Here is a 14,077-nt window from a genome sequence, read left to right as displayed (position 1 = left end):
TTAGAACGAACTGCTGCGACTTTGAAAATCGCTGACGACCTTGTTCGCGTCGAACTTGATCACGAGTGTCATGGCGCGCGACGACTGGCTCGACCGCGACTTCTTGTTGCTGAACCCCAGCCCGCCAAGCCCCGCGGCGCCGCCGCCACCACCGCCGCCGAACAGGCCGATCGAAAACCCCGATGTCTTGTCGTAAGACACCGTGGCATGGCGGTCATAGACCCACATTTCCTGTCCGGAACCATCGATGGTGGTAATATTGGGCCCGCCAAACGCCTCGATGATCTGTGCCTGCGTCGTGGTGCCGACCTTCAGGTTCATCTGCACCATGCCGTGCGTCAGCGTGTTCGGATCATCCTTCGCCGAAGCCCCTGCTGGAACCGTCGCCGCAAATGCCGCAGCCAGAATGATTGCTCGAATCATAGATCCCCCCGTAATATCCCGCGCTTATCACTGTTGTTAGTGCGCGAGAAGGTGGAGCCGGAGGCAATAGATCGATATCTGATGTATTGTGACGAAGCGAAGTATTAGAATAGCCAGATCTAGTCGGAGATCGTGCCGTCAGCGGAGGCGTGGCGGCCGCCGCTGACGGCGATCCGGCGTCAGGCGTGCGCCGGCCTGGCGTGAACGATCGCGGTCGCCGCGGACATCAGGATCGCGTCCTCGACGAACCCGGTGCTCGTCTGCCCCCAGCGTTCCATCGCCCATTTGCGGGCGGCGAGGCCACCATAGGACGACAGGATCGCCGCACCGATCCCGAGCGCTGCGCCCGTCAGCTGACGCCTTGGCGGGGCGAGCGCCGCACCGGCGAAGCCGCCCGTGATCGTGCGCGCGAGCAGGCCGAGGAATACCGTACGATCGGGCGCGGTCTTCATCTTGTCACCGGCCATTTCGGCCGCAGCCATCGCCACGCCCCCGGCGGTGATCAGCGGCACCGCCATCAGACGCGCCCCGGCGGTGTCCTCGGGGAGTGTGCCGCGCTGTGCGGCGCCGGCCAGTGCAGCAAGCGGCGTCATCGCACGCTGGCCGGCCACCAGGCCTATCAGAAGGGAACGAAGCATAAGGGATCCTGTCGGTTGGAGCGATCGTCTGATCGGCTTCGTCAACGGATGACACCGTCAATGCGCTCCATTCCTGCGCGCCGCTCGATCCTGCACCGACCCGGGCATCACCCCGTTACGCAGAGCGGCGCCCGCAAACGCGCTTGAACGCCCCCGATTTGCGCATATGCCGGAAAGCATTGGAGCGAACGATGAATGATCCGGCGAATACCAAAAGCGCGGCGTGGGACGGGACCCTGGTCAAAACCTGGCTCGAGCGACGGCTTGCCGCGGCGAAGCTTGACCAGGCAATGGCGGACCGGCGCGGCTACGAGGCGCAGGACGATTATGACAAGGCGGCTGCCGAGGAATGGGCCTGCCGGGCGCTGCAGTTGCCGGACTGCACCGCGGATCAGACCGGTTTTGCAAAACGGCTCAAGGACCTGATCGCGCAGGACGATTATACCGCGACCGGCATCTATGACGATATCCGGTTCCAGCGCCATGTCCGTAGCCAGCTGCGCAAGATCGCCAAGATGGCCAAGACCAATGAAGGGTTCGAAAGGACGCTCCGCTATCAGTAAAGCCGGGCTGCGAGCGCAGCGCAGCGCCCGGATCTCGCGGTACCGCCGGTACTAGGCCGGCCGCATCCTCACGAGGCCCGTGCCATCCCGCCGCTGCCGACACGCCGCGCCTCGCGCTGCCCGTGCATCGCCAGGAGCGCGGTCGTCGCATCCCGGTCGACCGCCGGGGAGAATACGAATCCCTGGCCAAGCACGCAGCCGATCGCGCGAAGCTGCGCGATCTGCTGATCCGACTCGATCCCCTCCGCGACGATCCGGATGCCCATTTTCTTGGCGACGCGGATCAGCCCTTCGACGATCGTCGCGCTGACACTGTCGGGTTCGAGATGGTCGACGAACGTCTTGTCGATCTTGATCACGTCGACGGGCACCGTCAGGAGATGCGTGAGCGACGCAAAACCGGTGCCGAAATCGTCGAGCGCGACGCGGATGCCGCGGTCGCGGAGTGCGCGGATCGCCTCTTGGATCGCCTGGTCGCCTCGGCCCATATACACGGTCTCGGTGACCTCCAGGATGACATGCTCTAGCGAGACGTCATGGCGTTCGAACGCCGATGCGAGGACGCGCGCAATGGCCCCGCCGCTCAAATCCTCCGACGAGACGTTGATCCCGACATGCTGGACCGCGAGACCCAGATCGAGCCAGGTCCGGATGTCGGCGGCGACAAGCCCCATCATCCGCTCGGTCAGCGCGGTCGAAACCCGCGCATCGCTGGTGGCTTCGTGAAACGCAGCGGCGGAAATGATCCGGTCGCCGATGCGCATCCGGCACAGCGCTTCCAGACCGACGATCTCACGCGTGTCGAGCCGGAAGATCGGCTGGTAATAGGCCTCGATCCGTCCGTCGCAGAGTGCTGCGCTGACATCGCGGATCGCGTGCAGGCGCCGCGTCATGCTCGAACCCAGCGCGGCCGAATACATCACGAAGCTGCCGCGCGCGGTGTCCTTTGCATGGTACAGCGCGAAATCGGCGTTCTGGCGCACAGGGTCGGTCACGGGATCACCCGCGATATAGACCGCGCCGCCGATGGTCGCGCGCGGCACGACGATCTGTCCGCCGCAATCGGCGGGTCGGCCCAGCGCATCGAGAATCCGCTGCGCGATCGCATCGGGTTCGGCCAGGTCGTCCGCCGACTCCAGGATCAGCGCGAATTCGTCACCCCCGACCCGAAAGGTCCGCCCGGGCTCCCCCGCCGCCGCGATCCGCTGACCGACGATCCGCAGGACAGCATCGCCGGCCGGATGCCCGAACGTGTCGTTGATCACCTTCAGATTGTCGAGATCGAGCACGAACAGCGCCCAGCGCTCGACCGCCCGTTCCCGGATATCGGCCAATGCCGCATTGAAGGCGGCCCGGTTGGGCAGCTCGGTCAGTGTGTCGGTAAAGGCGCGCCGCTCATGTTCGACGACGCGATTATGGCGGTCGATGGCGATCAGGCAGAGATGCAGGCAATGTTCGACGAGCACGCGTTCGAACGCCGTCGGCCCCCGCGCTTCGCGGTAGTAGAAAGCAAAGGTCGCCACGATAACGCCGTCCGGATTCGATATCGGACTCGACCAGCAGCCGCGCAGACCGAGCGGCGCCACCAGATGCTTGAAATCGGCCCAGCGCGGATCGGTCGCGATATCCGCGACGCTGATGTCGATACCGAGATACGCGGCGGTGCCGCACGACCCCGCCAGCGGCCCGATCGCGGCGCCATCGATCGCCTGCGAATACGACTCCGGAAGACTGGGGCCGGCCAGCGGATGCATCCTGCCTGCGCGGTCGACCGTCAGGACCGAACAGATCACGCCGGGCACCAGCTGCTCGACCTGCTCGCATAACGACCGACAGGTGGCGTCCAGACTCTCGCCCCGTGCAATCCTCTTGAGTATCGCGTTCTGGAGTTGCAGCACCACACGCTGGGTATCATCACCGACTGGATAGGATAGATCGGTCATGGAGAAATCATAAGCCATGGATGCATCTGAGAACAATTTCTATTTACTTTTCATGAACATCCCAAACGGCTATAGTTCAGCCCGATTTGGCATGTATCCATTCGTCAACGGACGCGCACCCAGAACTGTACTGCACGAGCCCTCCGGAGTCCGACCGACACATACGGGCTTCGCCACGGATTGAGGGTCCTTAGCCAAAGAACATATGGCGAACAATAGGTCTTGTCGCGATCCAGTCGCGCGCCTAGGACGCGGCATGGCTGGCAATCGCCGGCGGCGGAACACACGCGGGCGATGCTACGCGAGGGGCTTGACGATGACGGACGCAGATCGGTGTTATTTCGAACGGCGAGCCGAGCAGGAAATTGCAATGGCCGCCGCCACCGAAGATCCAAGTGCCTGCGCCCGTCATTATGAACTCGCGAACCTGTATCTGTCGCTCATTTCGGAAACGCCCGTCAGCACGGCCGCCTGACGAGGACACCGGCATCGGTCAGGCATCCAAGTCGCGGTGCCCGTCGATGCTATGTCAATCGAGACATCCGCAAGGACCTCTCTACGCGTCGGCACGCAGGCGGTAGCCGACGCCCAGTTCGTTGGCGATCACGCTGCCGACTGGTCCCGGGTGCTCCAGCTTCTGCCGCAGGTTGCGGATGACGATGCGGAGATATTCCACGCGCGGATCCTCCTCCCCGCCCCATGCCGCGGCGAGCACGCGCTGATGCGTGACCACTCGGCCGATGTGCCGGGCGAGCACCGCGAGCACGTCGTGCTCCTTGCGAGTGAGATGCAGTTCCTCCGCGCCGCGGAACACGACCCGACGATCGAGATCGATACTGACGTCACCGGTGCGCACGATCTTGGGCGTGGTTTCGGACAGTCCATGATGACGCAACGCCACCCGCAGGCGGGCGAGCAGTTCCTCGCTGTCGAACGGTTTGGTGATGAAATCATCCGCCCCCAGGTCGAGTGCCGTGACCTTCTCGTCGACCGCATCGCGCGCCGACACGACCAGAATCACCGCATCGCCATGCGTCCGCAGCAGCGGGATTAGGCTCAACCCATCGCGGTCGGGCAGGCCGAGGTCGAGCAGAACTGCGCTCGGATGCTCGACCGCCGCCTGCTGCAGCGCCTGCCGCCCGTCCTCGGCCTCGACCACGGCATAGCCCGCGCGAGTGAGCGTGTTGCGCAGCAGGCGGCGGATCGCGGCTTCGTCGTCCACCACGAGAATCTTTGCGGGCATTCAGGCGATGCTTTCGGGTTTGAGATCGCGGACGATGAGCGCGCGGGGGAAGATCAGCGCGAAGGCGGCTCCGCTACCATCGTCGCGGTTCCCGGCCTCGACCGTCATGTCCATCGCCTCGGCGAACGCCTTGACGATCGCGAGGCCGAGCCCCGTTCCACCCACCGCGCGATCGGACCCTTCGAGGCGGCGGAACGTCTCGAACACTTCGGTTTCCTTGCCCGGCGGCAGGCCGGGTCCGTGATCCATGACGGCTAGGCGAAGTTCACCGAACCGGTGCCGCCCCTCGATCACGATCTCGGTCCCGGGATCGCCGTAGCGCCCGGCATTGTCGAGCAGGTTGAGCAGGCAATGATGGAGCAGCTGCGGGTCGGTGTAGACCAAAGGCAGGTCGGGCGGGACATCGAGCCGGACCGCATGGCCCTCCAGCGCGCGCCGTGCATCGTGCGCCGCGCCCGTCACCGCATCGCTGAGGTCGGTCGGTTCCACGTTGAGCTTCAATGCGCCCGCCTCGACCCGTGCCATGTCGAGCAGATTGGCGACGAAGCGGTTGAGCCGCGCCGCCTCGGCCTTGATCGTCGCGATCAGGTCGGGCGTCGCGCCATGCTCGAGCTGGTCCGCCGCGGCAATGACCGCGGTAAGCGGCGTGCGCAGGTCATGGCTCACCGAGGACAGCAGCGCCGCGCGCAACCGGTCGCGCGTCCGCACCGTCTCGACATCGCGCATCTCGACCTCGAGCCGCAACCGCTCGAGTACCAACGCGGACTGATCGAGCAGGCTGCTGAGCAGCGGCAGCTGGTCGGCGCGGACCGGGTCGGCCGCGCTATCCTTGGCCACGCCGAGCACGCCGAGCACGCGGCCCCCGGCCTTCAGCGGCTGGAACAGCCACTCCGATGCCGCAAGCGTGCCCGATCCTTTCCCGGCCGCCATGCCCGTGTCGAGCGCCCAGGTCGCCGCGGCGGTATCCATCGTGCCGAGATGATAGCCGGCATCGCTGGCCGCCAGGATCTCCAGGTTCTTGCCGATCCCGGGCACCAGCAGGACCACCTGTACGTCGAGCAGTCCGCGGACGTCGTCGCAGATCATCTGCGCCGCGACGTCGATGTCGTTGACGCTCGTGATCTGGCGCAGGAACCCGGCAAGAGTCGCGTTGGTCCGCGCACTCGCCGCGGCCAGATCCGCCTGCGCCCGGACACGTGAGGTCAGCTGGCTCGTCGCGACCGCGATGGCGAGCAGGACGACGACAGAGACCAGATTTTCGGGATTGCTGATGCTCAGCGTACCGACCGGCGGCAGGAAGAAGAAATTGTAGGCAAGGCTGGAGGCGATCCCCGCATAAAGCCCGGTGCGCAGGCCATAGAGGCTGGCCGCAGCCATGACCGGCAACAGGTACAACAGCGCGACGTTGCCGAGATCGAGGATGTGGAACAGGGCGCTGGCGACGCCCGTGACGCTCGCGACGAGTGCGGTCGTAACCACATAGCCGGCGGGCGTACCCCACCGCGCCGGCCGGCGGCGACCACGGTCCCGACCGCGTGGGTCTGCAGCCACGGGCAGCACATGGACGGTGACGCCCGGGGTATCGCGGATCACCCGGTCGACGACCGAACCGTGCAGAAACTCGAACCACCGCGACCGGTGCGACTTTCCCATGACCAGCTGCGTCGCGCGGGCATCGGCGAGAAAGCCCTGAATACCCGCCACGACATCGGTCGCGGGCACCGTCGCGACGGCTGCACCGAGCTGCGTCGCCAGCGTCATCGCCGCGGCAACGCGCTGATGCTGGGCATCGGAGAAATTCGCGACGCGCGGGGTTTCGATGAAGAGCGCGGTCCAGGGGCCCCGAAGCCCGTCGGCGACGCGCTTGGCGGCGCGCACGAGCGTGTCGGCACCGGGCAATTCGTTGATCGCGACGACGATCCGGTCGCTGCCCGCCCAGGTGCCGCCGAGACCCAATGCGCGGACGTCGTCGAGCATCCGCGCGTCGACCGCCTGTGCCGCGCGCCGCAGCGCGAGTTCGCGCAAAGCGGAAAGGTTGGATTTGGAGAAGAAGTGCGACAGCGCCCGCGTCGCCTCGTGCGGCAGATACACCTTGCCGGCGCGCAGTCGCTCGATCAGCTCGTCGGGCGGGATGTCGACGACCTCGATCTCGGCCATTTCCAGCACGCTGTCGGGCACCGTCTCGCGCACGCGGACGCGGGTGAAACTGGCGACGATGTCGTTCAGGCTCTCGACGTGCTGGATGTTGACGGTCGAATAGACGTCGATCCCCGCGACCAGCAGTTCCTCGACGTCCTGATAGCGTTTGGGGTGTCGACTGCCCGGCGCGTTGGTGTGTGCGAGCTCGTCGACGAGGACGAGGCGCGGCGCGCGCGCGAGGATCGCATCCAGATCCATCTCCTCCAGCGTGCGGCCTTCATAGGCGACCGCCCGCCTCGGAATGATCTCGTGCCCGCGGGTCAGCGCCTGGGTTTCCGCCCGGCCGTGCGTTTCCACCACGCCGACGACGACGTCGACGCAGTCGCGCCGGCGCGCCGCGCCCTCGGACAGCATCTCGAACGTCTTACCGACTCCGGGCGCGGCGCCGAGGAACACCTTGAAACGCCCCCTGCCCTCCTGCGCGGCGGCGCGCAGGAGGGCGTCGGGATCAGGTCTGCCGTCGCCCGATACCGGCATCAGCGCGCGGGCGCGCCCGAGGCCGACAGGCCGTCGAGCGCGCGGTTGAGCGCCAGCACGTTGACGTGCGGCTCGCCGAGGATGGACGCATCCGTCGCATCCGTGACCAACGCGCGAACCCGCTCGACCGGCACGCCGCGAACACGCGCGATGCGTGGCGCCTGCGCCAGCGCGGCGGCGGGCGACAGGTCGGGGTCGAGCCCCGAACCGCTGGCGGTGACCAGATCCGCGGGCATCGGACCCGACACGCCCTCGGCTCGGCGTTTCGCGATGTCGGGTTTCACGCGATCGACCAGCGCCTGGCTCGCCGGGCCGAGGTTCGACCCCGACGACGCCAGACCGTCATAGCCCTTGCCGGCCGCCGATGGCCGCGTCTGGAAATAGCGGTCGGTCGTGAACGCCTGTCCCACCACGGTAGAGCCGATGACGATGCCGCGGGCGTCCCGCACCAGGCTGCCGTTCGACTGGTTCGGGAAGATCGCCTGCCCGATTCCGGTCATGGCGAGCGGGTAGACGAGCCCGAGAAGGAGCGCGAACAGGATCGTCATGACGATCGCCGGCCGCAGCGCGGAGGTGAAATCCTTGCCCATGTCTGTCTTTCCTTATGCGAGACCGAGGCCACCGACCACAAGGTCGATGAGCTTGATGCCGATGAACGGTGCGACCAGGCCACCCAGGCCGTACACCGCGAGGTTGCGCGCGAGCAGCGGTCCGGCTGCCATCGGCCTGTAGGCGACGCCGCGCAGCGCCAGCGGGACGAGGCACGGGATGATGACCGCGTTGAAGATGATCGCCGACAGGATCGCGCTTTCGGGACTGCCCAGCCGCATCACGTTGAGCACGCCAAGCCCCGGATAGAGCACGACGAACATCGCCGGGATGATCGCGAAATATTTCGCGACGTCGTTGGCGACCGAGAAGGTCGTCAGCGCCCCGCGCGTCATCAGCAACTGCTTGCCGAGGCCGACGACCTCGATCAGCTTGGTCGGATCGCTGTCGAGATCGACCATGTTGCCCGCCTCGCGCGCCGCCTGCGTGCCGGTGTTCATCGCGACGCCAACATCGGCCTGCGCGAGCGCGGGCGCGTCATTGGTGCCGTCGCCGCACATCGCGACCAGCCTGCCGCCGGTCTGTTCCTTGCGGATCAGCTCGAGCTTGTCCTCGGGCGTCGCCTGGGCGAGGAAATCGTCCACGCCCGCTTCGGCCGCGATCGCTGCGGCGGTGAGCGGATTGTCGCCGGTGATCATCACCGTGCGGATCCCCATCGCGCGCAGCTCCCCGAACCGTTCGCGGATGCCGGCCTTGACCACGTCCTTGAGGAAGATCGCGCCGAGCAGGCGCCCGTCCTGCGCCACCGCCAGCGGCGTGCCACCGGCGCGGGCGATCTCGTCGGTGATCCGGCGGAGTTCGGTTGCGGCTGCGGTTTCGCCCGATCCGGCATTGGCGCGCAGGATCGAATCCACCGCGCCCTTCTGGATCAAGGTGTCGGCCATCTTCACCCCCGAAATGCGGGTCTGCGCGGTGAACGGGATGATCTCGGCCCCGGTAGGGAGCGTGGTAGTCGCAACGTTGAACGTCTGCCGCGCGAGCAGCACGATCGATCGGCCTTCCGGCGTTTCGTCGGCAAGGCTGGCGATCAGCGCGGCCTCGGCGAGCTGCTGCGGACTGGTGCCCGACACCGCGCGAAACTCGCTCGCCTGCCGGTCGCCGATCGTGATCGTACCGGTCTTGTCGAGCAATAGGACGTCGATGTCGCCTGCCGCCTCGACCGCGCGTCCCGACTTGGCGAGCACGTTGAAGCGCACCAGCCGGTCCATCCCCGCAATGCCGATCGCCGACAGCAACGCCGCGATCGTCGTCGGGATCAGCGTGATCAGCAACGCCGCCAGCATCGCCACCGGGATCGACCCGCGGGCATAGGACGCGAAGCCCGGGACGGTGCCGACCGCGATCAGGAAGATGATCGTCAGCCCGACGAGCAGCAGCGTCAGTGCGATCTCGTTCGGCGTCTTCTGCCGCTCGGCGCCTTCGACCAGCGCGATCATCCGGTCGAGGAAACCCTTGCCGGGTTCGACCGTCACCTTGACGCGGATCTCGTCCGAGATGACGCGCGTGCCCGCGGTCACCGCCGAGCGGTCGCCGCCGGCCTCGCGGATCACCGGCGCGCTTTCGCCGGTGATCGCCGCCTCGTTGACCGAGGCGACCCCCGAAACGACGTCACCGTCGGACGGGATCAGGTCGTTGGTCTCGACCAGCACGATGTCGCCGACCTTGAGCTGGCTGGCGGGCACCGCGTCGAACTCGCGCCCGTCCCCTTTCAGCCGCTTGGCGGTCAGTTCCGCCTTGGTCGCGCGCAACGACGCCGCCTGCGCCTTGCCGCGCCCCTCGGCGAGCGCTTCGGCAAACGTGCCGAACAACACGGTCAGCCACAGCCAGATGACGAGCTGGAGCTTGAAGCCAATCGACAGGCTATCCTGCCCGACCACGAGCAGGACGGTCATCAACGCCGCGACCACGGCGGTGACGAACATCACCGGATTGCGGATCAGCTCCCTGGGGTTGAGCTTGAAGAACGAGGCCTTGATCGCGGGGACGACGAGGTCGGCCGTGAACAGGCTTTTTGTCTGGGTCTTTGCCATGGTGGCCCCCGATCAGGACAATGTGCCGCTGATCATCGCAAGATGATCGGCGATGGGACCGAGCGCGAGGCCCGGCAGGAAGGTGAGACCACCCAGGATCAGGATGATGCCGACCAGCAGCCCCACCCACAGCCCGCCCGTCGTCGGGAACGAACCCGCGCTTTCGGGCGTGTACTTCTTCGCGGCCAGGCTCCCGGCGATGGCGAGCATCGGCACGATGATGAAGAACCGCCCGACCCACATCGCGACGCCCAGCAGCCCGTTGTAATAGGGCGTGTTGGCGGTCAGACCCGCAAAGGCGGAGCCGTTGTTGGCGACCGCGCTGGTGAAGGCGTAGAGAATCTCCGAGAAGCCATGCGGCCCCTTGTTGAGCGGCCCCGCCAGCCCCTGCTGCAACACCGATGACAGCGCGGTCAGCCCGAGGATCATCAACGGCAGCACCGCGATCGCCAGCACCGCCAATTTCACTTCGCGGCTTTCGATCTTCTTGCCGACATATTCGGGTGTGCGCCCGACCATCAGCCCAGCGACGAACACCGCGAGGATCGCGAACAGCAGGAAGCCGTAAATCCCTGCGCCGACGCCGCCGATCACGACCTCGCCAAGCTGCATGTTGAACAGCGGGATCATCCCACCGAGCGCGGTGAAGCTGTCGTGCATGCTGTTGACCGCGCCGCACGATGCCGCGGTGGTCACGACCGAGAACAAGGCCGACGCGGCGATCCCGAAGCGGACTTCCTTGCCCTCCATGTTGCCGCCCGCAACGCCGAGATGCTGGAGCACCGGGTTGCCCGCGGCTTCCTGCCAATAGGTAACGGTGACGCCCGCGAGGAACAGGATCACCATCGCCGACAGGATCGCCCAGCCCTGCTTGGTGTTGCCGACCGCCTTGCCGAACGTCCAGGTCAGCCCGAAGCCGATCAGGAAGATCGACAGCATCTGGACGAGGTTGGTCAGCGCGGTCGGGTTCTCGAACGGATGCGCGGAGTTCGCGTTGAAGAAACCGCCACCATTGGTGCCGAGCATCTTGATCGCCTCCTGGCTCGCGACCGGGCCGAGCAGCAGCGACTGTTTCGCGCCCTCCAGCGTCTGCACGTCGACCACGCCCGCCATCGTCTGCGGCACGCCGCTCGCAATCAGGAACAGCGCGTAGACGATCGAGATCGGCAGCAGGATATAGAGCGTGACGCGCGTCATATCCGCCCAGAAATTGCCGATCGCCTTGGACTCGCGCCGCGCGAAGCCGCGGAACAGCGCGAACGCCAGCGCGATCCCGGTCGCCGCGCTCAGGAAATTGTGGATCGTCAGCCCCAGCATCTGGCTGAGGTTCGACATCGTCGATTCCCCGCCATAGCTCTGCCAGTTGGTGTTGGTGGTGAAGCTGATCGCGGTGTTGAACGCGAGATGCGGCGACAGCCCCGCCAGCCCCTGCGGGTTGCCCGGCAGCACGCCCTGCAAGCGCAGCACGGCATAGGTAAACGCCATCAACATAACGTTGAACAGCAGCATGTGCAGCGCATACCGCCGCCACCCCTGCTCGGCATGCGGGTCGATGCCCGCGAGCGCATAGAAGCCGCGCTCGACCGGACCGAGCACGACGTGAAGCGGCGTGCGCCGCCCCTCGTACAGGGTGAAAAGCCACGCGCCGATCGGTTTGGTCAGCGCGAGCAGGATGGCGACGAAGCCGAGGATCAGGATCCAGCCCTGGAATGTCATGGTGTCCGCCTCCTTCAGAAGCGTTCGGGGCGGATCAGGACCGCCACCAGGTAGACGAGAAGGCCAAGCGCGGTCAGCGCCGCGAGCCAGAGGTCGAGCGTCATGCGTGCGTCCTCATGCGTTGTCGCAGAGCCGGGCATAAGCGAGCGTCGCCGCCACCAGCCCGACCATGACGAGGATCCAGAGCAGGTCGTCCATCACCATCTCTCCTCAAAAGGCCGCGGTCAGCGACGCGACGATGGTGCCGCCGGCGATATTGCCGCTGCCGTCCTGTCCCTTGCTGAAACTGGGGCGCAGATAGATCGCCTCGGCGCCCGAAATGTCGGTGTCGATGTACGACACGTTGAAGGTGAGGTTGTGCCAGGTCGCATCCGCGCCGAGCGACCAGTCCCAATATTCGCCGGTCGGCGCGACCGCGGTCGCGTTGGGGCCTAGCCCGTCCTGCCCCCAGCTATGCCCGACATGCGCCTTGGCGGTGATCGGCGTACCGGCCAGCGCAAGCGCGCCGTCGCCCCACAGGTACAGATTGTCGTCCTTGTCGCCCGGACTCGTATAGAGGCCCGCCGCGGCATCGGCGCCGGTCGCATACCATTTGCCGATCGCCTGCTGTTTGGGCGCATAGGCGACGCCCGCGGTCAGCGTTGCGGGGCCGGCGGTGCCGCTGAGCTTGGCATAGGGCTCGGCAAAGTCGGTGTTGTCCGCGCCACCCGGATACATGTACCAGGTCAGCCCGGCGTCGAGCGTCGCATTGTCGGCCAGCTTCACCTTGTAGCCCCCGATCAGATCGAGCTCCATATTGGCGCCGCCGAACGTCCCCCAGCCGGCAAGGTTCGATCCCCAGACGCCGGCATAGAGACCGTTTGCGTGCGACACCGTGATGCCGCCCTGGACGGCCATTTCCCGGTCGGACTGGGACACGCCGCGAAACCGATAGTCGGAGGCGATCGCCGCCGAACCGCTGACCGTCAGCGTTGCCGGGGGAGCGGTGTCTGCAGCGGCCTCGGCCTTGTCGCCGGGTGTCGATTGCGCCTGCGCGGTGACGGGAAGAGCGAGGATCGCGACGACCATGGCCGCATGACGGAACTTCATTGATGCACCCCTTGAACGGCGCTCGTCACACGACGATGCCTTCAGGGATGTGCGATTAGGCGCATCGATCGTAGCAATTCGAGATCGATTCCGGGGAATGGCATATAGCGCGCATATAGCTGGCGCATTTTTCACGCTGGGGACCGAGATGTCCGGTGATAAACCTACGCCAAATTGGCGATGGCGTGCGCGGCCTCGCCGCGGGGGCGATGTGGATCGAGGCGCACCGGCAGCTTTGCGAGGCCCGCTTTGCCGCATTGGAGAATGTGATCGGTGACCTGAAGCAGGAGGAAAACGATGAACAGCCAGGGTAGCGATGCGGTCGAGCGCTGCGGCGATCGCGAACTCGTCGTAACGCGGATATTCGATGCACCGCGCAGCACCGTCTATGGGGCGTGGAGCCAGGCCGATCTCTTCCAGCGATGGTGGGTACCGAAGTCCGCCGCCGGGATTTCGCTGGTCTCTTGCGACCTCGACGTCCGCACCGGCGGCACATACCGGCTGGGGTTCAGCGCCGGCGGCTCCGATATCATGACCTTCTACGGCCGGTATATCGAGGTGGTACCGAACGACCGCATCGTCTGGACCAATGACGAAGGCGAAGAGGGCGCGATCACGACGGTGACCTTCGAGGACCGCGATACGCAGACGCTGCTGACGTTTCGCGAATTCTATCCGTCCCGGGAGGCGCTCGACGAGGCACTGCAGGGCTCGGCGGCAGGATTGCCGGAGCAATTGGAACAACTCGGCGAATTGCTCGCCGGCCAGGATCGATAGCGCGGGTCGGGAACCGCCGCTCTGGGAGTATATGCTCGCCGGAGTCATGGAGCGTTTGCCAGACCCGCCCGGCTGTCCGCTTCGGCATGGAATCCGTGCCCTGGCCAAAGACGAGAAAAGCGCCCCGCATGTCCGTGTGAAAGATCATGGCGGGGCGCTGAGGGTACTCGTCACTGGAGGCGAGAGCCTCGAGTGCTTGATTAGGATCAACTAGTTGATAATGTGTGAAGCATCCCGCCCGCTCCGTGTGACACCGTCGATGTCGCGGGCGGGATGCCGAGCTCTTACCGTCTTGGAGCAGTAAGCTCTGCGACGAGCGTCTCAAATATGGCCGCGGCGGACAAGCCTCATGTCGTCCGCGAATCCCGGA

14 protein-coding genes are annotated in these 14,077 nt (G+C 66.0%); 4 read left to right on the top strand and 10 right to left on the bottom strand.

Annotation, left to right across the window (positions count from 1 at the left end; all coding sequences use genetic code 11):
* Positions 1 to 423, bottom strand: a complete 423-nt coding sequence (locus IFT71_RS04435) for a hypothetical protein (RefSeq protein WP_244180579.1) — start codon at positions 421 to 423, stop codon at positions 1 to 3.
* Between the two features lie 179 nt (positions 424 to 602).
* Positions 603 to 1,061, bottom strand: coding sequence for a DUF4126 domain-containing protein (locus IFT71_RS04430; RefSeq protein ID WP_192139348.1), 459 nt, complete (start codon positions 1,059 to 1,061; stop codon positions 603 to 605).
* A gap of 191 nt (positions 1,062 to 1,252) precedes the next feature.
* Between IFT71_RS04430 and IFT71_RS04425 the strand changes: the two genes are divergently transcribed.
* On the top strand, positions 1,253 to 1,624 hold the full coding sequence (locus tag IFT71_RS04425; protein ID WP_192139346.1) for a hypothetical protein: 372 nt from the start codon (positions 1,253 to 1,255) through the stop codon (positions 1,622 to 1,624).
* A gap of 68 nt (positions 1,625 to 1,692) precedes the next feature.
* On the opposite strand, the gene IFT71_RS04420 is transcribed toward IFT71_RS04425, so the two are convergent.
* Positions 1,693 to 3,567 carry a putative bifunctional diguanylate cyclase/phosphodiesterase gene (locus tag IFT71_RS04420; RefSeq protein ID WP_197976040.1) on the bottom strand — a complete coding sequence of 625 codons (1,875 nt, stop codon included), beginning with the start codon at positions 3,565 to 3,567 and terminating at the stop codon, positions 1,693 to 1,695.
* 316 nt (positions 3,568 to 3,883) lie between these two features.
* On the opposite strand from IFT71_RS04420, the gene IFT71_RS04415 reads away from it, so the two are divergent.
* Entirely contained in the window at positions 3,884 to 4,042 is a 159-nt protein-coding gene (locus IFT71_RS04415) for a hypothetical protein (RefSeq protein ID WP_156363512.1), read from the top strand.
* 81 nt (positions 4,043 to 4,123) lie between these two features.
* On the opposite strand, the gene IFT71_RS04410 is transcribed toward IFT71_RS04415, so the two are convergent.
* From IFT71_RS04410 to IFT71_RS04380, 7 genes are all read right to left on the bottom strand, one after another.
* The gene (locus IFT71_RS04410) at positions 4,124 to 4,810 is read right to left on the bottom strand and encodes a response regulator transcription factor (RefSeq protein WP_056679288.1); all 687 of its coding nucleotides are present in this window, start codon (positions 4,808 to 4,810) and stop codon (positions 4,124 to 4,126) included.
* Positions 4,811 to 7,486: a sensor histidine kinase gene (locus IFT71_RS04405; protein ID WP_192139344.1), complete on the bottom strand. Its 2,676-nt coding sequence runs from the start codon at positions 7,484 to 7,486 to the stop codon at positions 4,811 to 4,813.
* On the bottom strand, positions 7,486 to 8,076 hold the full coding sequence (gene kdpC, locus IFT71_RS04400) for a potassium-transporting ATPase subunit KdpC (protein ID WP_192139342.1): 591 nt from the start codon (positions 8,074 to 8,076) through the stop codon (positions 7,486 to 7,488). Before kdpC ends, IFT71_RS04405 begins: the two co-directional genes overlap by 1 nt.
* A gap of 12 nt (positions 8,077 to 8,088) precedes the next feature.
* Positions 8,089 to 10,125 carry a potassium-transporting ATPase subunit KdpB gene (gene kdpB / locus IFT71_RS04395; RefSeq protein WP_192139340.1) on the bottom strand — a complete coding sequence of 679 codons (2,037 nt, stop codon included), beginning with the start codon at positions 10,123 to 10,125 and terminating at the stop codon, positions 8,089 to 8,091.
* Between the two features lie 12 nt (positions 10,126 to 10,137).
* Positions 10,138 to 11,841 carry a potassium-transporting ATPase subunit KdpA gene (gene kdpA, locus IFT71_RS04390; protein ID WP_192139338.1) on the bottom strand — a complete coding sequence of 568 codons (1,704 nt, stop codon included), beginning with the start codon at positions 11,839 to 11,841 and terminating at the stop codon, positions 10,138 to 10,140.
* A 14-nt stretch (positions 11,842 to 11,855) separates the two neighbouring features.
* On the bottom strand, positions 11,856 to 11,945 hold the full coding sequence (gene kdpF, locus IFT71_RS04385; protein ID WP_037531783.1) for a K(+)-transporting ATPase subunit F: 90 nt from the start codon (positions 11,943 to 11,945) through the stop codon (positions 11,856 to 11,858).
* A 106-nt stretch (positions 11,946 to 12,051) separates the two neighbouring features.
* Positions 12,052 to 12,930 carry a TorF family putative porin gene (locus tag IFT71_RS04380; RefSeq protein WP_192139336.1) on the bottom strand — a complete coding sequence of 293 codons (879 nt, stop codon included), beginning with the start codon at positions 12,928 to 12,930 and terminating at the stop codon, positions 12,052 to 12,054.
* A gap of 185 nt (positions 12,931 to 13,115) precedes the next feature.
* Between IFT71_RS04380 and IFT71_RS21680 the strand changes: the two genes are divergently transcribed.
* Together IFT71_RS21680 and IFT71_RS04375 are read left to right on the top strand one after the other, a co-directional pair.
* The gene (locus tag IFT71_RS21680; protein WP_274602307.1) at positions 13,116 to 13,244 is read left to right on the top strand and encodes a hypothetical protein; all 129 of its coding nucleotides are present in this window, start codon (positions 13,116 to 13,118) and stop codon (positions 13,242 to 13,244) included.
* Entirely contained in the window at positions 13,228 to 13,707 is a 480-nt protein-coding gene (locus IFT71_RS04375; protein ID WP_192139334.1) for an SRPBCC domain-containing protein, read from the top strand. Before IFT71_RS21680 ends, IFT71_RS04375 begins: the two co-directional genes overlap by 17 nt.
* Positions 13,708 to 14,077 lie beyond the last annotated feature (370 nt).

Origin of the sequence: Sphingomonas sp. CFBP 13733 (assembly GCF_014841795.1) — a bacterium.
GTDB lineage: Bacteria > Pseudomonadota > Alphaproteobacteria > Sphingomonadales > Sphingomonadaceae > Sphingomonas > Sphingomonas aerolata.
This window is presented reverse-complemented; position numbering and strand designations above follow the sequence as displayed.